The organism is Pseudoduganella sp. R-43 (genome assembly GCF_049913255.1).
In the GTDB taxonomy this organism is placed as follows: Bacteria; Pseudomonadota; Gammaproteobacteria; order Burkholderiales; family Burkholderiaceae_D; genus Rugamonas.
The window spans coordinates 5,176,432-5,199,498 of the sequence record NZ_CP183988.1; the positions used below are offsets into that span (position 1 = coordinate 5,176,432).

The window sequence follows — 23,067 nt, forward strand, 5'->3', positions numbered from 1 at the left end:
AAGTATGTCAATCCAACTGCCCATTCGCCCCGAAACCGGCGGCACCAAGTCCGAAGGCTTTTGCACTCCCAAGGAGGACAAACGCCCACAGCGTTTCGTTGTTCCGCCCAAGAAGGTCATACCCATCGTCTTTCTACCTGGGATCATGGGATCAAACCTGCGCATGTCGCAGCCGAGGCAGTGGACGCTCAAGAAAAAGAACAACATTGCATGGCGGCCGGACAGGAAAGGCGAGGCACTTGATCTTATGTCGGTAACGCCGGCGTATCGCCAACTAGCGCTGGACCCAGATGCGACAGAGGTTGATACATATGACAATGGCCGAAGCCCAACGGGCACGCGAAAGGAAACGTCCGATGACAGGCATGCCATTGGCGGACTTGATGTTGACCTTCCCTTTACGCCGAACTCCCCTCTTCTTACTGATGATCCAGCTACAGTCATACCAAGGAGATCAAAGAGGGACAAAGCAAAGCGTCGCGGATGGCAGGAAATTCTATATTCAAGCTATCGCATTCTTCTGGAACAGTGTGAATCGAAGTTGAACGCTCCAGACATCGACGATGCCTGGAAAGACATCGCTACCCAATCTCCTCGGAATTGGCAAGCCACCGATACACCTGTTATCCCTCCGCTAAGCATGAGCGATATCAAAGACGCTCTCTCGTCGGCCTGGTTCCCTGTTCATGCAATGGGGTACAACTGGCTAGAATCTAACGCGATCTCTGCCACGAAAATCGCTGCACGCATAAATGCACTGATTGCCGAATATTCCTCTAATGGCTTCCACTGCGAGAAAGTCATTGTCGTCACACACTCCATGGGAGGACTGGTCGCGCGTGCTTTGGTGCATCCCGAAATTGGAGGTGCCATGGAAAAAATCCAGGGCATCGTGCATGGGGTGATGCCTTCCCGTGGCGCACCTGCCGCTTACCGGCGAATGCGTTGTGGCTTTGAAGAGGGCCTGGTCGGATGGGCCCCTGCCCCAAAAGTCCTTGGTAACTTTGGACCAGAGGTCACTGCAGTCCTTGGCAACTCACAGGGAGGATTGCAGCTCTTGCCGAGTGCAGCATATGGAAATGGCTGGTTAGAAATACGTCAGGGGAATAACTTGATAAGGCGCCTACCTACCTATGGAAACCCTTACAACGAAATATATAAATTGCGCACCGAGTGGTACCGACTCATTCGGGAGGAATGGCTCAATCCAGCAAAAATACAAGGTGTCAGCATAAGCAGGACATTTCGGTATCTAGGGCTTGCACAAAGATTCCACGAAATGATCGCGGATTTTTTCCACCCCAATACCTACGCACACTATGGATCTGACGTCGACCGCAACTCATGGGAAACCATCGGATGGAATGTGGGGGAAGGCCAGCTTTATCTTGGCTGGGAAAATCTCGCCATTACTGAAGACAATCAGCAAGGCAAATTCAAGGTCCAGACCGCGCAAGACAAACGTTCGATAAAAATCTCTCTAGGCCCGTCCGTAGGAGCCGGTGATCAAACAGTGCCACTGCGGTCTTCAGATCATCAACGCCAGAGCGGCAAGGTGAAAGGGATATTTCGACAATCCGGGTATGAACATCAAGATAGCTATAAGGATGAAGCTGCGCTTCGATCTACTTTGTACTCGCTTGTGAAGATCATTCAAACGATGAGGTGGAACGATGTCTCATAAATTTTCTGACGTGATTCTGAGCGCACTGATCGGGATTCTGGCTGCAGCCCCTATTCAGGCAACCGGTGCCGATAAAACCTCCGGAGTTAAAATGAAAACCAAACATGATCAAATCTCAAGATGGTTCGAAAAGACAAAGACCTATTGCATCGGGCGCTTTCTCATTGATGTTCCAGCCCAAGCGGAGGTGGTATATGGCCCGGCCTACCTCGGCGCTGACATCGCCGTTATTCCTTCTGGCGTTGCAAAGCTCGACTCAATTTTAAAAGCAGATCAAGCGGAAACATCCGAGAAGAAGAAACTCACGAGTACAGTGTTGGGTGATGCCGGGCCAATGCTCGGTAAGATCATCGATGGGGCAGTTCCAGGCCAAAAGATTGTCTTCGCGATGAGAGGATCAAATGAAGATGAGTACGAGCTTCGTTCCTATACCCCAATCGGTCACGACTTGTTCCTTGCGTGGGGTTTCGCTTATAAAAAGACTGATGATTACCAAGAACTATTGGCTCATCTAAACGCAATAAGCAGAAGGGTCCACCAACGAGCTGACGACGAAATTCCTACCTCTCCAGGAATGTGCATCGACGGTGCCCTCATCGCTCCTCTCGATGAATTTAACACCGAGCGCGTAACACTTGGCGTCAGGCTGAATGACGTCCATTTTTCGATCGATATGACCGCCAAATCCGATCTGGTGGAGTCTGATGGACTGGAGTGGCGCATTGTAGGCGCCGAGCAAGAAGCCAAGAAGCGAGGCGGCGCAGATTGGTATTCCAGGATCAAATTCTTCAGGCGCGGCAATCGAACTATTGGAGGCTGGACAGGCTTCGAGGTCGCGGCGTGGAAACCCGCCCAGAAAGACGAACATCAGTCACATGAATTTGCATTCGTCAGCCACGGCGAACCAATGAATCCGATGTTGCCAGTGCTGGACCTGGCGCTACATTCTGGCGTTGATGGAGACACTCAAGGAGCCAAAACGCCGAGCATCAGCGATGCGGAGGCTATTGCGTTGTGGGACCGCCTGATCGGTTCAATTCGAGAACGCCCCACAGTGCCTAAAACCAAAAGTACAAACACCGCGAAATGAAAAACGTCATCCGAGTTGGCGATCCAACCTCTCATGGCGGGAAGGTGGTCGCCACAAGTGCCCCGCAATTTCGTGTCAGCGGAAAGCCAGTCGCCCTGGTAGGTGATCGATGTACATGCCCGATCACTGGCCACCAGAACTGCGTCATTGTCAGCGGCAACAGCGGCCATCTAGTCAACGGTAAAGCTGTCGCCTACGAGGGCGACAAGACGAGCTGTGGCGCGACACTGCTTTCGACAGCAACAAGCTTCGCCTCAACCTGATTAGAGAAAAAGCTCTAATCGCAGTGCAGCATCTTTAATTTTTATCAAGGTGTGCCAGAATGATTTCACGCACTCATTGAAGAGCAATAACAAAAAATCGTGTTCGACCTCGTGTCACCAGTGCTCAACGCGCAACCGCAGTTCCTCCCGCTGGCTTATGCCAACCACCCTGCCCCTTTGTCCATCACGGCCCCGCCGCGACGCTGACTTTACGCGCGCCTACATGCGTCGCCGTGACGCATTCGTGTTCCCTGCTTTATCCACAACCGAAAGGTATGTATGTCAAGCCAGCTGTTTGGCCTCATCGTTGTAACAGCGATTCTGTTTGCTGCATTGCTGTTGTTGTTGATTTCCGGCGTCATCAAGTACATCTCGAACGACCGTATCGGGGTTGTTGAAAAACTCTGGAACCCGTCCGGCTCCGTGCAAAGCGGGCTGCTCGCACTGAATGGCGAAGCAGGCCTGCAGCCAGAACTCCGCCGCGGCGGTTTCCACTTCTTCGCGCCGTTCCAGTACCGTGTCCACATTCACCCAATGGTGTCCGTCACCCAAGGCACCATCGGCTACGTCTTCGCACGTGACGGTATCGACCTGCCCGCCGGCCAGACCCTGGCAGACAACTCCGGCATCGACGACTTCCGCGACGTGCGCGCTTTCCTCAATAACGGCGGGCAGAAAGGCCCGCAGCGCAAGATCCTGCGCGAAGGTACGCACATCATCAACCCAGCCCTGTTCGTAGTGATGACCGGTGAAGCGACGTACTCGATGTCGCTCGACGCCAAGGAAAAAATCTACTACGAACAAATGCGCGGCCTGCTCGACGACCGCAACGGGTTTACGCCTGTCGTCATCAAGGAAACCACCGGCTCGCACGATTCCGACCAGCTGGCCGTGGTCACCGTGCAGGATGGTCCTGGCCTGCTCAAGGACGAACTGCTGGCGCCGGATGTGGGCGATACCCACAACTCCTACCAGGAACCTGAGAAGTTCATCGCCGCCGGTGGTCGCCGTGGCCGCCAGGAACGCTTGCTGGTGGAAGGTACCTACTTCATCAACCGCCTGTTCGCGACGGTGGAGTTCATCAAGAAGACCGTGATTCCGGTCGGCTTCGTCGGCGTGGTGGTATCTTACACGGGACGCAAGGGTGCTGATTTGGTCCGGCACCGAATACTCGCACGGCGAGCTGGTGGAAAGCGGCTGCCGCGGTGTGTGGCGCGACCCGCTCATGCCGGGCAAATATGCCTTCAACACTTACGCCGGCAAGATCGAGCTGGTACCGACCACGAACTTTGTGCTGATGTGGAAGTCGGGCGAAAGCGGTTCCAGCTTCGACAAGAACCTGAGAGAAATTACCTTGATCACCAAGGATGCCTTCGAGCCTCAGCTACCGCTGTCGGTCGTGGTGCACATCGACTATCGGAAGGCGCCGATGGCGGTACAGCGCTTCGGCAACGTGGCGCAACTGGTGGAACAGACGCTGGACCCGATGGTGTCCTCCTACTTCAAGAACGTCTCGCAGACCAAGGCCTTCATTGAACTGATCCAGTCGCGCAGCGAGTTGCAGCACAACGCTTCGGAAGACATGAGGCAACGCTTCCAGGCGTACTCGCTGGAGTTCCAGGAGGTCTTGATCGGCACGCCGAAGCCGCAGCAAGGCGACTACAAGATCGAGAACATCATGGCCCAGCTGCGCGACCGCCAGATTGCCCGCGAACAGGTAGAAACGTTCGCGCAGAAGCAGATCGCCGCCGACAAGGAACGCGAGCTGAATGAAGCAGAACAGCGCGCCGCCAAGCAGAAAGAGCTGACCGGCTCGCTTGTCGACATCTCGATCAAGGAGAACCAGGGCGCCGCGAACGTGAAGGCCGCCGAGAAGCGCCGCCAGGAGATCGAAGCGCTGGCGCAGGGCGAACGCTTCAAGCAGGAGATGGAGGGTTCGGGCCGCGCATCCGCGATCCGCTCGGTGGGTGAAGCGGAAGCCGCCGCGATCCAGGCCAAATCCGAGGCAATGCAAGGCGAAGGCGCCGACAAGCAGCTGATGCAGACCGTGATGCTGCGCCTGGCCGAAGCGTTCGAGGCGTCCAGGATTCCGCTGGTGCCGCAGATCCAGATGGGTGGCGGCGACAACAACGCCTTCAGCACCCTGCTTGGCTTGATGAGCGCCATCAAGGCAGGCGAGCTGACCGCAACCACTGAGAAGGAATAATCTTCGACGCGGGCTGGTACGAGAATGCCGGCCCGCTTTCTCATGCCCACTTACATGAAACAGCTACCTCAAACTACACTCGTACCGGAACTGAAGGCCTGCAGTTCATTGCAGGACGTCTGCGGTTTCCTCGATAAGTCACGCGGCGCCCGCTCCCACGTATGGGTTTGTGCGGCACAATACGCAATGGCCCTTGCGGCGCGCAGTGCAGTTGGCGCGACGAGGGATTTCGACGCCGCACTATCGGTCGCGAACAGCCTGGCACGCGCCAAATCAGAAATCGACATCGTATGCTGGCACTCGCAGCGGGTGATAGCGGAGACCGAATTTATCCTGCGTGCCGCCCAGGACTTCCTCGATGAAAATACGATTCCATGCAATGAGTGGCCATTCCCCCAGGAGATTTGCGATGAAGTGGAACGCGTCGTGGCGCAGCGCGCGCCGGGAAATCACGCGCTCAAGTAGGAGCGATCAAGATCTCGGCCAGCTTTGGATCTTATGATGTCACGGAGAATGCGTTAACGAGCCACTTGGCCAAGCGCGTAGAATTGCGCCTTTTGATTGGAGAGCGATGTGAAGAAAACAGACTTGGCAAAGAACGACGCGAAAAAGCTGATGGGCAAGATGGTCGCACCGGGCGCGACTTCGTTCGGCACCACGGCCAGCCCTGCCGTCGACAAGCGCGAACAGCGCAAACGCGATCAGGCTCTTGGCCTGGTACCGTTTGCAGTCAAGCTGAATAGCGACCTGGTGAAGCGTTTGCACGACCTGGCCAACGACCGTGGGCTCGACTTGAATACTGTCGTTGCCGATGTCCTTAACAAAGGGCTCGACGCAAAGTGAGCCGAGCAAGTGCAGCTCCAGCCGGACTTTGACCGTGATCGGGACTTACGCAGGTCGGCCTTGCCTTCTGCGCGCCAATTCTCGATCCAGCGAGTTGGCAAAGTTCTGACGGTCGCCTTGACTGAAGGCCGAAGGTCCGCCAGTGTCGACGCCCGCACCGCGCAGTTCTTCCATGAATGCCCGCATCGTCAATTGCTGCGCGATGGTGTCTTTGGTGTACCACTCGCCACGTGGATTGAGCGGCAGGCCGCCCTTCTCCAGCACCTGGGCGGCCAGGGGTATATCGGCAGTGACGACGATATCGCCAGCGCTGACGCGTTCGACGATCTCCGCATCGGCGGCATCCGCGCCTGCCGGCACTTGCAATGCGCGGATAAAACGGGACCCCGGCACGCGGATTAACTGGTTGGCCACCAGCGTGACCTCGATCTGCGTGCGGTCCGCCACGCGGAACAGAATGTCCTTGATGACTGCGGGACAGGCATCCGCATCTACCCAAATATGCATGAATTACATCGAATCCGATAAAAAGAATCAGACATTGTAATCAAGTTGGCCAAACTATTTTCTCAAATAGGCGCTGAAGCTTGGCTGCACGATCAGAATTTACCATCGCCACATAAGAAATCCTGCCTGCCAGGTAGGACTGAAAGTTGGGATGGTTCTGCCGGTTCTGCGATGCGGGACCATGACGCATGCAATTCGTCAGCACCGCCTTGAGCCTGTCGTACTCGTCGCGCGCAATGTTCGGATGTGCGTTGATGACGATGCCCGTCACCTGCTGCCGCGTCCCTTCGCGCATCAACCGCGTTTTGCGGGTGTTCACGCGAAAGCCCTCTTCCAATGCAATTGCAGCAGCCTGGATATGGAAACGCTCTGCGGACCGCGCGAACTCCTCGCCACCGGAAAAAGCAAGGTCGTCGGCGTAGCGGCTATACGACGCTCCCATCGACCGCGCCAGCGATTCAAGCCGAATGTCGAGACGGTATGCGCAAAGGTTTGCCAGTGCAGGCGAGCACGGCGAACCCTGCGGCAAATGCGGCGATTTCAATGCCTGGCGCTCGGACCAGGCTAGCGAGCCTCCTGCCCGCCTGTCGCGGAACAGGCCATGGGGCGCACGGTTGACGCAGATGCGCGCGAGCGTGCCGGCGACGCTCTCCGGGTAGCCCAGCTTTTCAAACAGCGCCTGGACGCGCGAGTGCTGGATGCTCGGGAAGAAATCCTTCAGGTCCATGCGGATGACCGCATGCTGGCCTGCATGACGGGCCGCGTGCGTGACGCAGGAGTGTCCGCGCCGGAAGCCATGTGCCGATGGATGCGGCGGCACCAGGTCCAGTATCCGGCGCAGGATTGACTGCTGGATGCGGCGTAGCCGCTCTTTGGGAATCTCGATCAACCGCTGGCCGCCACTACGCTTTGGCACCCAACGGTAGTGATAATGCTGCAGGCGCGATTGCTCGTCGCGCGCGATGCGCCACTGGTCGGCAAACCAGCGCAGTGCGCCGACGGGCTCATTCAGCAAGGCGGCCAGGTCGCCGACCGTTGACAGTTCCGGTAGCGCGAGTGCGGCGAGCCACGCCGGCTTTGGGGGACGTCGCGGCTGGTCAATGCAATAGCGCCGCACGGCCGGAAGCTCGATGAAAGGCGGTGCGCTGTCTCCGGCCTCGTCATCTTCACCAATGTCCACGCATCCGCGCCCAAGAAGCTCCAGCAGGATATCTGCCAGCTCGTGCCGGCTGAAGTAATGGAAGTTCTCTCCGGTTCGGAGAGCGAGCGCCATGCAGATGCCGGGCGCCCACGGCTGCGACGCAGCGAACACACGGGTGCATGCGGCGACCAGGTTCTCCGGGCTGCCGTCCGTGGCCAGCATCGTGTCGGCCAGAGCCAGCGCAGTGAGTTTTTCGATATCCATACAATTGAAGGAGCGGAGAGCCGTCAACGAGTCTCGTGATGCGTGAGCGCTCTTGCGCGCAAGCGCAATGCGGCTCATGCGGCGAAATGCAGAACATTAAACATCCCGCGGGGTAACCCCGCAGAGGCTGTCCCTGCACGAAGCATGGACATGCCGGCTTGACGGTTCCGCCCCGCCGACACAGTAGGTTACTTTTGCTGGCAGGTCAACACTGCCGCGCTTACAGCGTCGCTGGAATGGCGTCGAGCTGGATACTCTGCAGGAACACCTGCGAGTAGGCCTCAAAGCCCGAATCGATGCCCAGGAGGATCCATACCGCGCCATTCGCATCGGTCGTCACCTTCTGCGCCTTGTCGTTCTTCAGCGTCTTGCTGGCATAGGACACCGCGGTGCCGCAAGCCTGGCCGTTGGCGATATTGCCGATCACTTGCGCCTCCTTGCCGCCTTCGGCCTGGTTGCCGCGATCGATATTCATGCGGATCGCGTTGTTGACCGTGACTGCCTTTGGCTCGATGGCCGTGGCGCCCGCATAGACCCACACCGCTTCGCCCGGCGCCCCGCCCACGCCCATGCATCCTGTCTGCGCATTGCTGGCAAATTTGAGCGAGAAGTTGATGTTGTAGGTGGTGTTCTTGGCCAGGCCGGAGAACTGCTTCTTCACAAACAGGAACAGGTCGTCGCTACGATTGGTGCCGCCAACCAGGTAACCCTTGCCGGTCAGCGGAGCTGGCAGCGTGCGCTGCTCGACGACGACATTGGTCGGCGCAGTCTCCGGCGTATAGTCCGAGGAACTCCCGGTCCAGCCAGTAACGCCATCCTTGTCGAAGTCCACCGATGCCGAGACCTGTTTAGGACGATTGTCAGTCTCGTTGCCGCCACCGCAAGCAGCCAGCAGGGACAGCATGGCGACGGAGATGCCGGTTCTCAGGATTGTTTTCATTGACTGCCCTTCTCACAAAAGTTTTGGAAAACCAATTGTAAAAAGGACCAAAGGCGCCGGGATGGCGCCTTTGTATGTAGAGGTATGTAGCCCGCTTAGACCATTAACGACATTTTTCTACTTCCAGTCGCCCCTCAGTTCTGCTACCTGGCGATACAGCAGTTCCGGACTCACTTCGGTCGGTTCGACCGGCTGGCCGACTGCCAGCGAGAGCTGCGAACGGAAGCCCTTGCGGAAGGCGCGCTCCAGCAAGCCATCCTTGCTGCGGCTAAGCAGGTGGCCCCACAGGCCGCGCAGCGCCATCGGAATCACCGGCACCTTGGTGCGCTCGATGATCTTGCTGATGCCGCCTTTGAACTCATTCATCTCGCCAGTACTGGTCAGCTTGCCTTCAGGGAAAATGCAAACCAGTTCGCCTTCATGCAGCGCTTGCGCGATGTCGACAAAGGCTTTTTCCATCAGCCATGGGTCTTCCTTGGCAGGTGCAATTGGAATCGCCTTGGCAGTACGGAAGATCCAGCCGAAGAATGGGGTCTTGAAGATGCGGTGGTCCATCACGAAGCGGATCGGGCGCGGGCTGGCGGCCACGATCACGATCGCATCAACGTAGCTCACGTGGTTGCAGACCAGGACGGCGCCGCCTTCTTCCGGGATGCGGTCGGCATCGATAGTCTTCACATTGTGCACGGTATGGATCAGGAGCCACGCCAGGAAGCGCATCAGGAACTCGGGCACCAGGGAGAAGATGTACGCCGCCACAATGGCGTTCATGATCGCGGTGGCGAGGAACACCTGCGGAATCGTGAAGCCCTGGCCCAGCAGCACGATTGCCACGCCGGTCGCCACCACCATGAACAGCGCGTTCATGATGTTCATGCCGGCGATAGTGCGCGACAGGTGTTGCGGGTCCGCGCGCAGCTGGATCAGTGCGAACAATGGGACGATAAAGAAGCCGCCGAACACGCCGATCATCACCACGTCGAAGATGATGCGCCATGCGCCGGGCAGCATGACCATGGCGTAGGCATTGACTTCGCCTGGTGCGCTGTAGCCCTGGCTGGCCAGGTACAGGTCGATGCCGAACACCGACAGGCCGATGGAACCGAACGGCACCAGGCCGATTTCCACTTTGCGGCCGGAGAGCTTTTCGCACAGCAGCGAGCCGGCGCCGATCCCCAGCGAGAACATGGTCAACAACAGCACGAAGACGCTGTTGTCGCCTTTCAGGTAGTCCTTGGCATAGACCGGGAACTGGGCCAGCACGATCGCGCCATAGAACCAGAACCAGGAGTTGCCCAGCATGGACAGGAAGACGGAACGGTTGCCGGCCGAGAAGCGCAGGTTGCGGATCGATTCGGTGAAGGGATTCCAGTTCACTTTCAGGTCGGGCTGCGGCGCTGGCGTTTTCGGGATGCCGTGCGCAGTGACCAGGCCTGCGACCGCGAAAAATACCGTGGCGGCAGCGAGCCAGGTGATGCCGCCGGGCTTGTGATTGACGATGATGGCGCCGAATACCTGGCCAAGCAGGATGCCGACGAAGGTGCCCATTTCAACGATGCCGTTGCCGCCGGTGAGTTCTTCCGGCTTCAGGTGCTGCGGCATGTAGGCGTATTTGACGGGGCCAAACAGTGTCGAGTGCATGCCCATGCCGAAGACGGCGACCAACAGCAACGCCAGCGTGTGGGTGAACCAGCCGACGGCCGCGACGGCCATGATGCCAATTTCCAGCCACTTGATGAAGCGCGCCAGCTTGCCCTTCTCTACTTTCTCGGCAATCTGGCCGGAAGTGGCGGAGAACAGCACGTATGGCAGGATGAACAGGCCGGGCACCAGGTTGGTGATCAGCGACGGGTCAAGGGTGGTCCAGCTTGACGCTTCGAACGCCAGCGCCACCACGAGCGCGGTTTTGAACAGGTTGTCGTTAAACGCGCCGAGGAATTGGGTCCAGAAAAACGGCGCGAAGCGGCGTTGTTTCAGGAGATCGAACTGGCTGGGATGGCTCATGTTGCGTCACGGGAATAGTGAAAATATCGACAACATACAGCACATTGCCCAAGCTCTCAACCCGACTTGTCAAAGTATCGAAATTTAATACTTTTCGACAGCAGCGTCACATGCGTAGCAGTCGGCGAAATGCCGGGCCGACGGCCAATACTAGCACCACCATCCGGCATACGTGGAAGGCCGTTACCACCGGGACTTCAACGTGCAATGCGCGTGCGGTGAGCGCCATTTCCGCGATCCCGCCGGGTGATGTCGCCAACAAGGCTGTTGCTGGATGCAGGCCGCCGAATTTCGCCAGCACCAGGCCGAAAAGCGCTGCCAGTCCCAGCGCCGTTGCCGTGCAGGCGGCCACGGCCGCCATGAAGCGCGGCGCAGTGTGCAAGAAGCCTGGCGTGAAGCGGGTGCCAAGCGACAGGCCGATGCAAAGCTGGCCGGTGCGCACCATCCATTCAGGCACGGCGCCGACCGGCACTTGCGCCGCCGCCAGCAGCCCGGCGCCGAACAGGGGGCCGAGTACCCAGGCGTTCGGCACGCCGCGCTTCCACAGCAGCCATCCCATGGCACATGTGACCCCGGCCAGCAGGCCGAATGCCAGCAATGCTTCCGCCGCGCCGGGCGGCAGCGCCGCAACTGCCCTCGCTGGCGCAAGTGACGCGCCGGCCGGCAGCGGCGGCATGCCATGCCTGCTCCAGTAACGCAGCACGAATGGCAGGAAGCTGACCACGAACATCAGCCGCACGCCCTGCGCCGCCGCCACATGCTGCGCCACAGCGCCATGCCGCTCGCCCTGCACGGCCATCTCGAAGGCGCCGCCAAGCGCCATGGAGAAGAACGCCGTGGCAGCGCTGACGTCCGCCAGCCGTTTGAGCAGCCAGGCGCACAGGCATCCCAACGCCAGCGCAAACGCGACAGCCAACGCAATATAGCCGGCACGCGCGGCCACCACCGCCAACACTGCGGGCGTAAAGTACAGGCCAAGCATCGTGCCGATTGCCCACTGCCCCGCCGCGCGTGCGGGAACCGGGCAGCACAGGTCGACGCCGGCGATGCGCAGCGCCGCACTGGCGAACAATGGCCCGATCAGCCAGGGCAGCGGAGTATCGAGCCACCTGCAAAAAAAAGCGGCCAGCAAGCCGGCCGCCAAAGCTTGGAGGAAGCAACGGTGGCGGGTCAGAAGACCCACAGCTTGTCGGCCGGCAGTTGCAGCCAGTACTGGCCGTCCTGCAGGCGGTATTTCGAATGAGCGCGCACGCTGATGTCGCCGCGCTTGAACAGGCACTCCCAGCGATCACCAAGGTACATGCAGGTGACCAGCGCGAGCTGCAGCGAGTTCTCCACCTCGCTGCTGTTCACGCGCACTTCTTCAACCCGGATCAGCGGAGCGATCGTTTCGCCGCCCTTGCCGCGCGCAGTCGCCTGCAGCCTGGTGCCGGCTACCTCGATCACCACGCGGTCGCCATCGCGCGAAACCAGGTTGCCAGGCAAGCGGTTGTTACTGCCCATGAATTCAGCCGTGAACAAGGTCTCCGGCGTTTCGTACATTGTCTGCGGCGTGCCCTGTTGTTCGATCTTGCCGTTATTGAGCAGCAGGATGCGGTCGGAAATCGCCATCGCCTCATCCTGGTCGTGGGTCACCATCAGCGCCGACAGGCCAAGACGCACGATCAGTTCGCGCAGGAAGGCGCGCGCCTCCTCGCGCAGTTTCGCGTCCAGGTTGGACAGCGGCTCGTCCAGCAGGATCACCGGCGGGTTGTATACCAGCGCACGGGCAATCGCCACGCGCTGCTGCTGGCCGCCCGACAACTGGTGCGGGAAGCGCTCGCCCAGGTGGCCCAGGCCCAGCTGTTTCAGCACCTCGCCCACGCGGCGGCCGATTTCTTCCTTGTTCATCTTGCGCAGCTTCAGGCCGTAGGCCACGTTCTCCGCCACGGTCTTGTGCGGCCACAGCGCATAGGACTGGAACACCAGGCCCAGGTTGCGCTGTTCGGCCGGCATTTCATAACCCTTGCTGCCGTCGAACACGCGGCGCTCGCCGATGTCGATGGAGCCCAGGCGCGGGCTTTCCAGGCCGGCCACGGCGCGCAGCAGCGTGGTCTTGCCGCTGCCCGAGGGGCCCAGCAGCGCCACCACTTCGCCTTTTTGCAGGTGCATCGACACGCCCTTCAGGATCGGGTTGGCGTGGGCGCCGGTACCGTAGTCCAGGTGCAAGTCTTCGACGGACAGTTCGTTCATTTTGAGGTCTCGTTTCATGATCTATGTCTCAGTTATGCAGCTTGACGCCGAAGCGCAGCGCGATACCCAGGCCGATGCCGACCAGGGTGATGTTGATGAAGGAAAGTGCAGCCACCAGGTCGGTCGAACCACCCGCCCACAGCGACACGATCAGCGCGCCAATCACTTCGGTACCCGGCGACAGCAGGTACACGCCTGTCGAATACTCACGTTCGAAGATCAGGAAAATCATCAGCCACGCACCCAGCAAGCCGTACTTGATCAGCGGCAGGGTCACGTCGCGGGTTACCTGGCCGCGGCGGGCACCGACAGCGCGCGCAGCTTCTTCCAGTTCAGGGCCGACCTGCAGCAGCGCAGTGGAAATCAGGCGCATGCCGTAAGCCATCCACACTACCGAGTACGCCAGCCACACCGCGAAGATGGTGGTACGCAGGCTGCGCAGCGCAGGGATCGCGTTTTCCACCAGCCAGACCGCCAGGCCGTTTTCAGAGCCTTTGAGCATGCCGTCCAGCCAGCTCGGCACGAACAGGAACACCCACAGGAAAGCCAGGCCAGCCAGCAGGCCGGGGACGGCACGCGGCACCAGCACGCTGTAGTCGAGGATACGGGTCAGCAGGTCCGGCTTGCGGTGCATGGCCAGCGCGATGAAGCTGTAGCAGAAGATCGCGAGGCCGCCGCCGATCACGCCGATCAGCACCGTGTTGATGATGCCGCGGATCAGCGCATGCTGTTCGAAGATGTCGCGGAAGTGCTGCAGCGTCAACACGTCGGCCAGCTTCACGCCCTCGCCCCAGTACTGCACGAAGGAGCGCAGCGCAATGCCGGACAGCGGCATCACAATGGTGAACAGCAGCCATGCGCCCAGCAGTGCAAACGCCAGCCACTTCCAGCGGCCCAGCGGCAGCGCCTTGCTGCGCGCGCCCTTGCCCTTGATCGACACGTATTTGTTGGCCGATTTCAGCAGCCAGCGCTGGATCATCACCAGCGGCATGGTCACCGCCACCAGGCACACGGCCACGGCAGCCATCAAATGGTAGGACGGAGTGCCCAGCTTGTTGGTCAGTTTGTACAGGTAGGTCGGCAGCACCAGGTGGCCTTCCGGGTCGCCCAGCACCAGCACCAGGCCGAACACTTCGAAGCCGAGGAAGAACACCAGCACGCCCGCATAGGCCAGGGCCGGCATGATCATCGGCAGCGACACGTTGAACATCACCTGCAGCGGCGAGGCGCCGGCCACGCGGGCTGCTTCTTCCACGTCCGAACCGAGGCTTTTCAGCGCCGAGGACGCATACAGGTAGACATGCGGCACGTGGGTCAAGCCGGCGATGATCACAATGCTGGTGAAGGAATACACATTCCAGGGAATGAAGCCGATCAGGTCCTTCACCCAGGTGGAGTAGAAGCCAACAGGTCCCATCGACACCACATAGCCGAAGCCCATCACCATCGGCGAGACGAAGATCGGCACCAGCAGCAGCGGGGAAATCCAGCCGCGACCCGGCAGGTCGGTGCGCACCATCAGGAAAGCCAGCATGCCGCCCAAAGGCACGGCGATGGCGGCCAGGCCTGCCGCCAGCAGCAAGCCATTCTTGAATGCCACGGCAAAGTCCGGGTCATCGAAGATGAAGCGGAAGGCATCCAGTCCGACTTCCTTGCCGGGCATGAAGAACGGCGCCGACAGGAAGCTCTGGTAAAAGATCAGGATCAGCGGCAGGAAGATGGCGGTGCAGGTCAGCACTGCCACAATCCCGCGCGGCCAGTTGATGCCGGCGCGGCCACTTCCCTGCAAAGTCGCGGTGGTCATTTACAACTCCTTATTTCTTGCCAGCGGTTTCTTTCCACTGCTTCAGGAAGGCCATGCGTTTCTGCGGGCCGAGGAACTGCAGCAGGATCGGGTGCACCGGCACCGGTTTGATCTTGTCCTGGCCGATTTGCTTGACCAGGTCGGACGAAGTGGTTTCACCGGTCACGTCGGCACGGATCGCGAACAGCTTTGATTCGTTGGCGATGATGGTCTGGCCGCGGTGCGATAGGGTGTAGTCCAGCCACAGCTTGGCGGCGTTGACGTTCTTCGCGCCCTTGTTGATGAACATTACGCGCGACATCACCAGGGTATAGTCCTTGGGCAGTTGCACGCCGATCGAAGGGTCGGTCTTGGCGCGCACCAGTGCGTAAGAGCCCAGCACGTTGTAGCCAATCAGGTTTTCGCCGGAGGAGATGCGCTCCATCATGGTGCCGGTGGAAGACTGCACGCGCACCTTGGCTTCGCCGAAGGCGTTTTCCAGTTCCAGGAATTTCGGGTATTCCTTGGCGTCCTGGCTCATGAACATGAAGCCGACACCGGATTTCTCGATGTCGTAGGTGGTGACCTTGTCCTTGAACTTCGGCTGCTGGATCAGTTTCACGAAGTCGGCGTGGGTCTGCGGTACCTCTTTTGCATCGACCAGGCGCTTGTTGTAGACGATGGCGGCCGGCTCGAAGGTCGTGCCGTAAGCCTGGTCATCCCACACAGCCCAGCCGGGAATCTTGGACGCTTCCACCGATTTGTATTTCAGCGCGTAGCCGTCGGAGGCCAGGCGCATCTGCAGGTCCATGGCGGACGACCACATCACGTCGGCGGTGTTGCCGCCCGCTGCCATTTCGGAGATGAAGCGGTTGTACACCTCGGTCGAGTTCATGTCGTTGTATTCGACGGTGATGCCAGGGTACAGGGCATTGAAGTCGCGGATCAGAGGCTGTGCAGCCTTGCTGTCAGTGGCGCCGTACACCACCAGCTTGCCCTCTTTTTTCGCCGCATCGATGACTTTCTGGTAATCGGCAGGATAGCCTGCCGGCGATTGTGCGAATGCGGTGCACGCGAACAGGCCCGCGGCGGCCACCAGGGTCGTCTTGATCATTTGTGTCTCCTAGAATTTTTGAGGGATGTTTAGCGCACCAGGCCTAGATGGCTGGCGCGTTTGCCGTAATCGTCCACGGCCTTATGCACATACTCGTTGAGTGCCTGTCCTGTCAGGCTGAAGGGATATAGTCCCGCTTCCGTTCGCAGCTTCGCGAATTCCGGCGTCGCCATGAGGTGCTCGAAGGTTTTCACCCATTGCTGGTAGTCGGCGTCGGCAACTTGCGGCCCCATCCACACGCCGCGAATGACCGGCCAGACGATGTTGTAGCCTTGCTCGCGAGCGGTCGGCACCGCAGCGAGCTTGCCTGGCAAACGCTCTTCCGACATCACGGCCAGCACGCGGATCGTGTTGCCGGCCAGGTTGGCTTCGGAAGCATCGCCCGACACCACCTGCACGTAGTTGGCCTGCATGGCAGTGAAGGACTCGCCGCCGCCTTCCAGTGCCACGAAACGCAGCACTTTCGGGTCCAGGCCTGCCTGGCGCACCAGCAAGGCCACCTTCAGCCAGTCCTGGCTGCCGATGGTGCCGCTGACGCCGATCAGCACTTTGGAAGGGTCGCGCTTCAATGCCGCCACCAGGTCGGCCAGCGACTTGTACGGCGAATCGGAGCGCACCGCGATCATGCCGTAGTCCGCCCCCAAGGCCGCCACCCAGCGCACGTCGTCCGCAGTGGCTTTGCCGAACTTGCCCTGCGCGAGATTCAGCAGTGAACCGCCGGAAAACGCCACCAGGGTGTTCGGTTCGGCGCGGCGCTGCGATACCAGCGAGTGCCATGCCACGGCACCGATCCCGCCCGGGCGATACACGAGCTTCATGGGCTGGCCGCCCGGCACCGTCGCCAGGCCCTTCTGGGCCAGCTTGCACGTCAGGTCCATCGCACCGCCCGGCTTGGACGGCACGATGCATTCCGCAGCGTGCACCCGCCCTGCCAGCAGCAGGACAGCAGCGAAGATGGAAAACAGGATCTTCATGGCTTCATTATGATCAGAAGCGGTGCTGGATGCCAACCATTACGCCGTGCTGGCTGTCGCCAAAGCCGGCATCGTCGCGCGACAGGCCGACCAGCTGGTCATGCTTGCCTTTGGTGTAACCGACAGTCGCATACAGGTCGGTGCGCTTGGACGCCGCGTAGCGATAGCGCAGCACATACATGGTCGGGTCGGCGTCCTTGCCGGCGGCCAGGTTGCGCTGGTCGACGTGGTAGACAGCACCGGTGATGGTGACGTTTGGCTGCGGCTTGTATGCCACACCAGCCCACAGCGTGTTGCCTTTTACATCAGCCGTGGCGGCCTTGCCGGACACCAGCTTGTAGGTCCGGCCGCCGAGCCAGAACTTGAAATCGCCCGTGGCGTAGTAGCCGCCCAGGTGGTAGGCGGTGGTCTCGTCACGGTTGCCGGTAGCGACTACGTTGTTGCCGTTGATGCGCTCCGCGGTGAACATCGCGCCCAACGACTCGGACTGGTAGCTGACCGCGCCTGCATACTTGGCGCTGTCGGCCGAACTGGCGTCGGCGCCCTGCTGCTCGCCCATGCCGTAGCTGAAGCCATAGTTCCAGTCGCCGGTCTTGCCGGAGTATTTGATCAGGTTATCGAAGCCGGTGGTCATGCCGTACTTGCTTGGCAGGGTGGCGCTGCCGCCGGTCGCCCAGGAATAGTAAGGCGCAAAGCCCATCGGATCGAAGCGGATGACGGTGTCGTACACGCTGGTGAAGGAGCGGCCCAGCACCACGCGGCCCCAGTTGCCCTCAAGGCCGACGTTGGCCTGGCGCTTGAACAGGTTGCCGTCCTGCGCGCCGGTATCCATCAGGATGCCGCTTTCGAGCTGGTACACGGCTTTCAGGCCGCCGCCCAGGTCTTCGCTGCCTTTGATGCCCCAGCGCGAAGTATTCATGCCGCCGGAGCTGACGTGGGTGACGCTGCCGCCGCCGGCCTGGGCATTGTTGGTAATGTCGACTCCCATGTCGAGCAAGCCGTAGACCTGCACATTGGATTGGGCGTGGGCGGAAGTATAGGCGGCAAACATCATTGCGACGGCCGCCGCCATCGAAGTTCTTTTCACAGTCAGTCTCCTGGGTTTATAGTTATTTCAGTCATGCCTCGCTCTGGCACGGTTCAACTATAAAATCGCCAACCTTTCAAACGCCTTTCAGGCAAATGCCATGCGAATATTGTTAGTGGAAGACCACACCGAATTACAACACTGGCTTTCCAAAGCCCTGCGTGATGCCAACCTTTCAGTCGAATGCGCCGATAACGGCGCCGACGCCGACTCCCTGCTCCTGACCCAGGAATATGCCCTGGTGATCCTCGATTTGACCCTGCCCCGCATGGACGGGCTGGAAGTATTGAAACGCCTGCGCGCGCGCGGCGGCAAGACGCCTGTATTGATCCTGACCGCGCGCGGCGGCCTGGAAGACCGCGTGCAGGGCCTGAACCTTGGCGCCGACGATTACCTTGCCAAACCTTTCGAACTCGCGGAACTGGAAGCGCGCGTCAAGGCTTTGCTGCGCCGCAGCGTGGGCAATGAATCGCTGGTGTATGAATGCGGCGCGCTGCGCTTCGATACGGTCAGCCGCATGTTTTCCTATTTCGGCGAAAACCTGCAGCTCACGCCGCGCGAACATGCCGTGCTGGAAGCGCTGATCACCAAAGGCGGCAAGCCGGTAGCAAAAGAAAGACTGTTCGACCAGGTGTTCTCGCTGGCCGATGACGCCAATCTCGATGCCATCGAACTGTATATCCACCGCGTACGCAAGAAGCTTGACCGCAAGGAGCCCGGCGCCGCGGCCATCACTACCCTGCGCGGCATCGGCTACCTGCTGCAGCCGGCCGAAGCGAAGCCCTGATGAAGGCCATGCTCGCCATGGGCAGCCTGCGCGGCCAGCTGCTGCGCTGGCTGCTGCTGCCATTGGTCCTGCTGGAGATCATTAACACCATTTCCGTCTATTACAACGCGGTGGACGCGGCCGACATGGCGTACGACCGCTCGCTGCTGGCCTCCACCCGCGCGCTGGCGGAACGCGTGTCGGTCGAAGGCGGCAAGGTGGTGGCCGACGTGCCCTACGTCGCGCTGGACAGTTTTGAGACCGACACGCTGGGCCGCATCTACTACAAAGTCACCGGCATCAATGGCGAAACGGTGTCCGGCTACGACGACCTGCCGAAAGTTCCGCCGAATGTGCCGCGCTCCGAGAACTATCCTGCCCTGGTGCGCTTCTATCACGCCAACTATAACGGCCAGCCAATCCGCATCGCGGCCCTGCTGCAGCCGGTGTACGACGACAATATGCGCGGCATCGCACTGATCCAGGTCGGCGAAACGCTCGACGCGCGCAATGGCCTGACGCTGAAAATCCTGTATGACACCATCGCCTGGCAGGCGAGCGTGGTGCTGCTGGCGGGCCTGCTGGTGTGGTTTGCAGTCAAGCTGGTGCTGCGGCCGTTGATGCAGTTAAAGCATGAAGTCGAGTCGCGCGACGTATCCGACCTGTCCGACCTTGATCCGGCATTGGTGCACAAGGAAGTGCGGCCCCTGGTGCAGGCCATGAACGCATCCACCACCCGCATCGCGGGCCTGATCGCCAGCCAACGCCGCTTCATCGCCGACGCTTCGCACCAGCTTCGCACTCCGCTGACGGTACTGAAAACCCAGGCCGAACTGGCGCAGCGCGAGCTGGAACGGGCTGCGTCAGCCTCGCCGGAGCTGCGCAATGTGGTTGCCAGCATGGCCGCCACCACCGACTCCACGGTCCATCTCGCCAATCGACTATTGATGCTGGCTCGCATCGAGCATAGCGAGAATCGTGAGCCGGTGCCGGTGCCATTACGCGAGACGGTACAGCAAGTCGCGCTGGAATTGGCTCTATCCGCCGTGAACCGCGGCATCGACCTTTCGCTGGAGGGCGATGGTGAAGCCAGCGTCTACGGCCAGGCTTTGCTGCTGCACGAGCTGGTGTCAAACCTGGTCGACAACGCCTTGCACTACACTCCGCGCGGCGGCAGCGTCGTATTACGCGTGATGCCAGGCGAAACGCAGGTCGTTCTGGAAGTTGAGGACAGCGGGCCCGGTATTCCGCCTGAGGATCGCGACCGCGTGTTCTCTCCCTTCTACCGCGCCGCTTCGACCATGCAGGCCAATCCGGGAGGCTCCGGCCTGGGGCTGGCCATTGTGCGCGATATCGCCGTCCTGCACCACGCCGAGCTTGAACTCGACCAAGGCTCGGGTGGGCGTGGTCTGCTGGTGCGCGTCAAGTTCCCGCGCACCATGCCTCCACCGGCAGCATGATGCTGATGCGGGTGCCGGACAAGCAATCCATAGCAAAGGTGCCGCCCAGCGCCTGGACCCGCTCCCGCATGCCCGCCAGCCCGACGCCTGCAGCAGTGCGCGCCGGGTCGAAGCCTACGCCATCGTCTGCCACCGCGATCTGCAAGGCCTCGCCGTGCCGCGCGACTTCCACATTGGCCGTGCCGGCGCGAGCGTGCTTCACGATGTTAGACAGCGCCTCCTGCACGATACGGTAGGCCGAGATCGCGGCGTCGCCATCCAGACCGGCGAAATCGCCCTCGGTGCGCAGCGAGAAGCGGCAGGCCGGGTGGCTGCTGCCGACTTGCCGCACCATTTCTTCCAGCGCACCCTGCAGGCCAAGCATGTCCAGCATTTCCGGCCGCAAGCGGCGCACCAGCGTCCTGCCACTGTTGTACAAGCCCAGCGCCAGCTTCGTGATCGCCTGCGCCTTGTCGCGAATCTGCGTCGCCGCGTCCGTCGGCGGCAGATTGCCCGCCAGGCCGGCGATCTGCTGCGCCTCCAGCCGCACCGCGATGAGCGTCGCGTTCAACTCGTCGTGGATCTCCAGTGCAATGGTCTGGCGTTCGTCTTCGACTGCCGTGGTCACGCGTTGCAACAGGCGACGTTTCTCCGCATCAGCCGCGCGCACGGCTTGCATGGACGCCCGCAGCGATGCGGCAAAGCCGCTGGTCATCTGCCACGCCAGCCCTGCGCAGACAAGCAAACCCGCCAGCGCCACCGCCAGTTCAAGCTGGAAACGCGAGCGAGCCTTGCGCAGCATGACAGTTGGCGACATGCGCACCTGCACGTAGCCCATGTTGCCGACATTGCGGTTGCCGCCGCCAGTCACGTAAAGCAAACGCTTGTGCACCGCGGCCTCGTAATAGCGCGCCTCGGGCACCCCGTCGCCGCGCGCGGTCACGTCCAACAGGGGCTTGCGGTCCGCATCGAGCAAGGTCACGCGATGGATCGCGCTGTCGGTCTGCAGCATGCCGTCGATCGTCGCGCGCAGTTCGTCGAACTGCCCACGTACCAGGCTGATTTCACTGCTCGTCACCAGTGCTGTGGCCAGCAACTGCCCGCGCTCCGCAAGCTCGGCATGCACCTCGGATTGACGCGATTGATAGCTGTACCAGGTAAGTGTAACGAACAGCGCAAGCACCGGCAGCAAGGTAATCGCCAGCAGCCGCCCGCGGGTGCCGACGCGCCATGTGACCCGCATCAGGCTTGCAGTACGCCGTGGCGCACGGCCAGGCGGGTGATGTCTGCCGCGCGCTCAACACCCAGCTTGTCCTTGATGGCCTGGCTGGAGTTGCTGATGGTCTTGCTGGAGACGCCGAGCTTTTCGGCGATTTCAGCGTTGGTCAGGCCTTCCGCCATCAGCTTGAAGATTTCAAGCGAACGTTCATCCAGCAGCGCCTGCGGCGATTGCTCGCCCAGCACCGACAGGCTGGCCAGGCGTTCCGCGATGGCCGGCATGAAATACAGCTCCCCTTGCGCAGCACGCTGCACGGCGGTGAAAAGTTCGGCCGGATCGCAATCCTTGGTGACCAAGGCCCGCGCACCAATGCGGTAGGCCTCCTTGACCAGCGCATCCTGGTCGAACTGGGTCAGGAAGATGATGTGCGCCTTGGGGGCCGCTGCCAGGATCTGGCGCGCCGCGTCCAGGCCCGTCATTTGCTCGCCGAAGCGCATATCGAGGATAGCAACGTCGGGTGCCAGTGCCTGGTAAGCCTCAACGGCTTCAGCTGGCGTCCGGGCCTGGCCGACAACTTCCACGCCGAAACCGGCAAGCGCCATCGCAAATCCCCCCATCACGACCGGGTGATCATCTGCCAGCAGTACTTTGATCTTATTCATAGCATTCCTCATTTCCAGATGATGGAAGGATATCACGCCAAAGGGTAGCAATAAAAATTGCTTGCATATTTCCATTGAATGGAAGAATATCTTGCCATGGACTGGCAATTCGGCCTACCAACAAGAAGAAAGGAGCATTTCCATGAACTTCGATACCTCTCGCAAGAACTACTCTGGCCTGGCTTTCGTCGCCGTACTGCACCTTGTTGCCGCCGGCATCGCCCTGAAGCACTCAACGATCCTGATCACCCGCAGCGAGCCGACCGTGATCGTCGATGTGCCGCCGCTGGAGCGCCAGGATCCTGAGCCGCAACGCTCCAAGGAATTCGAGGTCCAGGAAAAGGCAGCGCCGGTGATCGCCCCGCCACCGCCGGACGGCATCAAGATCGAGGTTCTCGAACACACCATCACGACATCCCCGCCGGAGACTGCACATGGCCACAGCGAACCAGGGGGCGGCGGTGGCGGCACCGGCGGTGGCAGCGTCGAAGCTGTGCGCCACGAGCCAGTGAACGTTGCGGCGGTGATCGATGCGGCCAATTGCGCGAAACCCACCTACCCCGCCGGTGCCTTGCGCAACGGCGACGAAGGCACGGTCACCCTGGCCTTCCTGATCGGCAAGGACGGTCAGGTGGCCAGCGCCAAGATCGAACGCACCAGCGGCCACCGCGACCTGGATCGCGCCGCGCTGCAAGGCCTCTCGCTGTGCGCCTTCAAGCCCGGCACCGTAGACGGCGTGGCACAGGAATCGTGGGCTCGCATGCAATATGCCTGGCGTCTCGACGAGTGAGCAATAGAACGCGGCCGTAAAGCGAATTCCCCTATCATGCGCCGGTTAACCATGTGGTT

Annotated in this window: 22 protein-coding genes; 9 read left to right on the top strand and 13 right to left on the bottom strand. The window is 60.5% G+C overall.

The genetic code is table 11. From position 1 onward, the window contains the following. Nucleotides 1-4 precede the first annotated feature (4 nt). Genes ACN9M3_RS23545 through ACN9M3_RS23555 form a run of 3 tightly spaced genes read left to right on the top strand, consistent with a single transcriptional unit; the run spans nucleotide 5 to nucleotide 3,037 of the window. Nucleotides 5-1,684: an esterase/lipase family protein gene (locus ACN9M3_RS23545; RefSeq protein WP_426318782.1), complete on the top strand. Its 1,680-nt coding sequence runs from the start codon at nucleotides 5-7 to the stop codon at nucleotides 1,682-1,684. Further along, nucleotides 1,674-2,774 carry a T6SS immunity protein Tli4 family protein gene (locus ACN9M3_RS23550; protein WP_426163270.1) on the top strand — a complete coding sequence of 367 codons (1,101 nt, stop codon included), beginning with the start codon at nucleotides 1,674-1,676 and terminating at the stop codon, nucleotides 2,772-2,774. Before ACN9M3_RS23545 ends, ACN9M3_RS23550 begins: the two co-directional genes overlap by 11 nt. Continuing rightward, nucleotides 2,771-3,037, top strand: a complete 267-nt coding sequence (locus ACN9M3_RS23555; RefSeq protein WP_426318783.1) for a PAAR domain-containing protein — start codon at nucleotides 2,771-2,773, stop codon at nucleotides 3,035-3,037. Before ACN9M3_RS23550 ends, ACN9M3_RS23555 begins: the two co-directional genes overlap by 4 nt. A gap of 282 nt (nucleotides 3,038-3,319) precedes the next feature. Here the strand turns inward: ACN9M3_RS23555 and ACN9M3_RS23560 are convergent, their stop codons facing one another. Next, nucleotides 3,320-4,201, bottom strand: coding sequence for a hypothetical protein (locus ACN9M3_RS23560; RefSeq protein WP_426318784.1), 882 nt, complete (start codon nucleotides 4,199-4,201; stop codon nucleotides 3,320-3,322). Between ACN9M3_RS23560 and ACN9M3_RS23565 the strand changes: the two genes are divergently transcribed. The 3 genes from ACN9M3_RS23565 to ACN9M3_RS23575 all read left to right on the top strand — a co-directional run bounded on the left by ACN9M3_RS23565 (nucleotide 4,182) and on the right by ACN9M3_RS23575 (nucleotide 6,086). Further along, on the top strand, nucleotides 4,182-5,243 hold the full coding sequence (locus ACN9M3_RS23565; protein WP_426318785.1) for an SPFH domain-containing protein: 1,062 nt from the start codon (nucleotides 4,182-4,184) through the stop codon (nucleotides 5,241-5,243). The genes ACN9M3_RS23560 and ACN9M3_RS23565 overlap by 20 nt on opposite strands. Nucleotides 5,244-5,267: 24 nt before the next feature. After that, nucleotides 5,268-5,708, top strand: coding sequence for a hypothetical protein (locus ACN9M3_RS23570; protein ID WP_426318786.1), 441 nt, complete (start codon nucleotides 5,268-5,270; stop codon nucleotides 5,706-5,708). A 108-nt stretch (nucleotides 5,709-5,816) separates the two neighbouring features. Beyond that, entirely contained in the window at nucleotides 5,817-6,086 is a 270-nt protein-coding gene (locus ACN9M3_RS23575; protein ID WP_426318787.1) for a hypothetical protein, read from the top strand. Between the two features lie 45 nt (nucleotides 6,087-6,131). Here ACN9M3_RS23575 and ACN9M3_RS23580 read toward each other — a convergent pair whose 3' ends face one another. The 10 genes from ACN9M3_RS23580 to ACN9M3_RS23625 all read right to left on the bottom strand — a co-directional run bounded on the left by ACN9M3_RS23580 (nucleotide 6,132) and on the right by ACN9M3_RS23625 (nucleotide 18,132). Further along, a complete protein-coding gene (locus ACN9M3_RS23580) occupies nucleotides 6,132-6,593 on the bottom strand; it encodes a YaiI/YqxD family protein (protein ID WP_426318788.1) in 462 nt (153 codons plus the stop codon). A gap of 40 nt (nucleotides 6,594-6,633) precedes the next feature. After that, complete coding sequence (locus ACN9M3_RS23585; protein WP_426318789.1) at nucleotides 6,634-7,998, bottom strand: reverse transcriptase family protein; 1,365 nt, start codon at nucleotides 7,996-7,998, stop codon at nucleotides 6,634-6,636. A 220-nt stretch (nucleotides 7,999-8,218) separates the two neighbouring features. Beyond that, nucleotides 8,219-8,938, bottom strand: a complete 720-nt coding sequence (locus tag ACN9M3_RS23590; protein WP_426318790.1) for a hypothetical protein — start codon at nucleotides 8,936-8,938, stop codon at nucleotides 8,219-8,221. Between the two features lie 117 nt (nucleotides 8,939-9,055). Further along, nucleotides 9,056-10,942, bottom strand: a complete 1,887-nt coding sequence (locus ACN9M3_RS23595) for an MFS transporter (RefSeq protein ID WP_426318791.1) — start codon at nucleotides 10,940-10,942, stop codon at nucleotides 9,056-9,058. 106 nt (nucleotides 10,943-11,048) lie between these two features. Beyond that, a complete protein-coding gene (locus ACN9M3_RS23600; protein WP_426318792.1) occupies nucleotides 11,049-12,125 on the bottom strand; it encodes an AbrB family transcriptional regulator in 1,077 nt (358 codons plus the stop codon). After that, nucleotides 12,113-13,174, bottom strand: coding sequence for an ABC transporter ATP-binding protein (locus tag ACN9M3_RS23605; RefSeq protein ID WP_426323843.1), 1,062 nt, complete (start codon nucleotides 13,172-13,174; stop codon nucleotides 12,113-12,115). Before ACN9M3_RS23605 ends, ACN9M3_RS23600 begins: the two co-directional genes overlap by 13 nt. Nucleotides 13,175-13,202: 28 nt before the next feature. Continuing rightward, nucleotides 13,203-14,978: an ABC transporter permease gene (locus ACN9M3_RS23610; RefSeq protein ID WP_426318793.1), complete on the bottom strand. Its 1,776-nt coding sequence runs from the start codon at nucleotides 14,976-14,978 to the stop codon at nucleotides 13,203-13,205. A gap of 10 nt (nucleotides 14,979-14,988) precedes the next feature. Further along, nucleotides 14,989-16,071 carry an ABC transporter substrate-binding protein gene (locus tag ACN9M3_RS23615; protein WP_426318794.1) on the bottom strand — a complete coding sequence of 361 codons (1,083 nt, stop codon included), beginning with the start codon at nucleotides 16,069-16,071 and terminating at the stop codon, nucleotides 14,989-14,991. Between the two features lie 29 nt (nucleotides 16,072-16,100). After that, nucleotides 16,101-17,045: a Bug family tripartite tricarboxylate transporter substrate binding protein gene (locus ACN9M3_RS23620; protein WP_426318795.1), complete on the bottom strand. Its 945-nt coding sequence runs from the start codon at nucleotides 17,043-17,045 to the stop codon at nucleotides 16,101-16,103. 13 nt (nucleotides 17,046-17,058) lie between these two features. Further along, complete coding sequence (locus ACN9M3_RS23625) at nucleotides 17,059-18,132, bottom strand: porin (RefSeq protein WP_426318796.1); 1,074 nt, start codon at nucleotides 18,130-18,132, stop codon at nucleotides 17,059-17,061. A 100-nt stretch (nucleotides 18,133-18,232) separates the two neighbouring features. Here ACN9M3_RS23625 and ACN9M3_RS23630 point away from each other — a divergent pair, with 100 nt between their 5' ends. After that, entirely contained in the window at nucleotides 18,233-18,919 is a 687-nt protein-coding gene (locus ACN9M3_RS23630) for a response regulator (RefSeq protein WP_426318797.1), read from the top strand. After that, nucleotides 18,919-20,358, top strand: a complete 1,440-nt coding sequence (locus ACN9M3_RS23635; protein WP_426318798.1) for a sensor histidine kinase — start codon at nucleotides 18,919-18,921, stop codon at nucleotides 20,356-20,358. Before ACN9M3_RS23630 ends, ACN9M3_RS23635 begins: the two co-directional genes overlap by 1 nt. Here the strand turns inward: ACN9M3_RS23635 and ACN9M3_RS23640 are convergent. Together ACN9M3_RS23640 and ACN9M3_RS23645 are read right to left on the bottom strand one after the other, a co-directional pair. Then, on the bottom strand, nucleotides 20,321-21,580 hold the full coding sequence (locus ACN9M3_RS23640) for a sensor histidine kinase (protein WP_426318799.1): 1,260 nt from the start codon (nucleotides 21,578-21,580) through the stop codon (nucleotides 20,321-20,323). The two genes, ACN9M3_RS23635 and ACN9M3_RS23640, sit on opposite strands and share 38 nt — an antisense overlap. After that, entirely contained in the window at nucleotides 21,580-22,218 is a 639-nt protein-coding gene (locus ACN9M3_RS23645; RefSeq protein ID WP_426163306.1) for a response regulator, read from the bottom strand. Before ACN9M3_RS23645 ends, ACN9M3_RS23640 begins: the two co-directional genes overlap by 1 nt. A gap of 142 nt (nucleotides 22,219-22,360) precedes the next feature. Between ACN9M3_RS23645 and ACN9M3_RS23650 the strand changes: the two genes are divergently transcribed. Further along, nucleotides 22,361-23,008, top strand: coding sequence for an energy transducer TonB (locus tag ACN9M3_RS23650; RefSeq protein WP_426318800.1), 648 nt, complete (start codon nucleotides 22,361-22,363; stop codon nucleotides 23,006-23,008). Nucleotides 23,009-23,067 lie beyond the last annotated feature (59 nt).

Bases quoted from the DNA above. Each gene is read 5' to 3' on its own strand.
- ACN9M3_RS23650 (WP_426318800.1), top strand. From the start codon at position 22,361: ATGAACTTCGATACCTCTCGCAAGAACTACTCTGGCCTGGCTTTCGTC.
- ACN9M3_RS23605 (WP_426323843.1), bottom strand. From the start codon at position 13,174: ATGAACGAACTGTCCGTCGAAGACTTGCACCTGGACTACGGTACCGGC.
- ACN9M3_RS23580 (WP_426318788.1), bottom strand. From the start codon at position 6,593: ATGCATATTTGGGTAGATGCGGATGCCTGTCCCGCAGTCATCAAGGAC.
- ACN9M3_RS23645 (WP_426163306.1), bottom strand. From the start codon at position 22,218: ATGAATAAGATCAAAGTACTGCTGGCAGATGATCACCCGGTCGTGATG.
- ACN9M3_RS23640 (WP_426318799.1), bottom strand. From the start codon at position 21,580: ATGCGGGTCACATGGCGCGTCGGCACCCGCGGGCGGCTGCTGGCGATT.
- ACN9M3_RS23620 (WP_426318795.1), bottom strand. From the start codon at position 17,045: ATGAAGATCCTGTTTTCCATCTTCGCTGCTGTCCTGCTGCTGGCAGGG.
- ACN9M3_RS23570 (WP_426318786.1), top strand. From the start codon at position 5,268: ATGCCGGCCCGCTTTCTCATGCCCACTTACATGAAACAGCTACCTCAA.
- ACN9M3_RS23615 (WP_426318794.1), bottom strand. From the start codon at position 16,071: ATGATCAAGACGACCCTGGTGGCCGCCGCGGGCCTGTTCGCGTGCACC.
- ACN9M3_RS23545 (WP_426318782.1), top strand. From the start codon at position 5: ATGTCAATCCAACTGCCCATTCGCCCCGAAACCGGCGGCACCAAGTCC.
- ACN9M3_RS23555 (WP_426318783.1), top strand. From the start codon at position 2,771: ATGAAAAACGTCATCCGAGTTGGCGATCCAACCTCTCATGGCGGGAAG.
- ACN9M3_RS23635 (WP_426318798.1), top strand. From the start codon at position 18,919: ATGAAGGCCATGCTCGCCATGGGCAGCCTGCGCGGCCAGCTGCTGCGC.
- ACN9M3_RS23630 (WP_426318797.1), top strand. From the start codon at position 18,233: ATGCGAATATTGTTAGTGGAAGACCACACCGAATTACAACACTGGCTT.
- ACN9M3_RS23585 (WP_426318789.1), bottom strand. From the start codon at position 7,998: ATGGATATCGAAAAACTCACTGCGCTGGCTCTGGCCGACACGATGCTG.
- ACN9M3_RS23590 (WP_426318790.1), bottom strand. From the start codon at position 8,938: ATGAAAACAATCCTGAGAACCGGCATCTCCGTCGCCATGCTGTCCCTG.
- ACN9M3_RS23595 (WP_426318791.1), bottom strand. From the start codon at position 10,942: ATGAGCCATCCCAGCCAGTTCGATCTCCTGAAACAACGCCGCTTCGCG.
- ACN9M3_RS23610 (WP_426318793.1), bottom strand. From the start codon at position 14,978: ATGACCACCGCGACTTTGCAGGGAAGTGGCCGCGCCGGCATCAACTGG.
- ACN9M3_RS23550 (WP_426163270.1), top strand. From the start codon at position 1,674: ATGTCTCATAAATTTTCTGACGTGATTCTGAGCGCACTGATCGGGATT.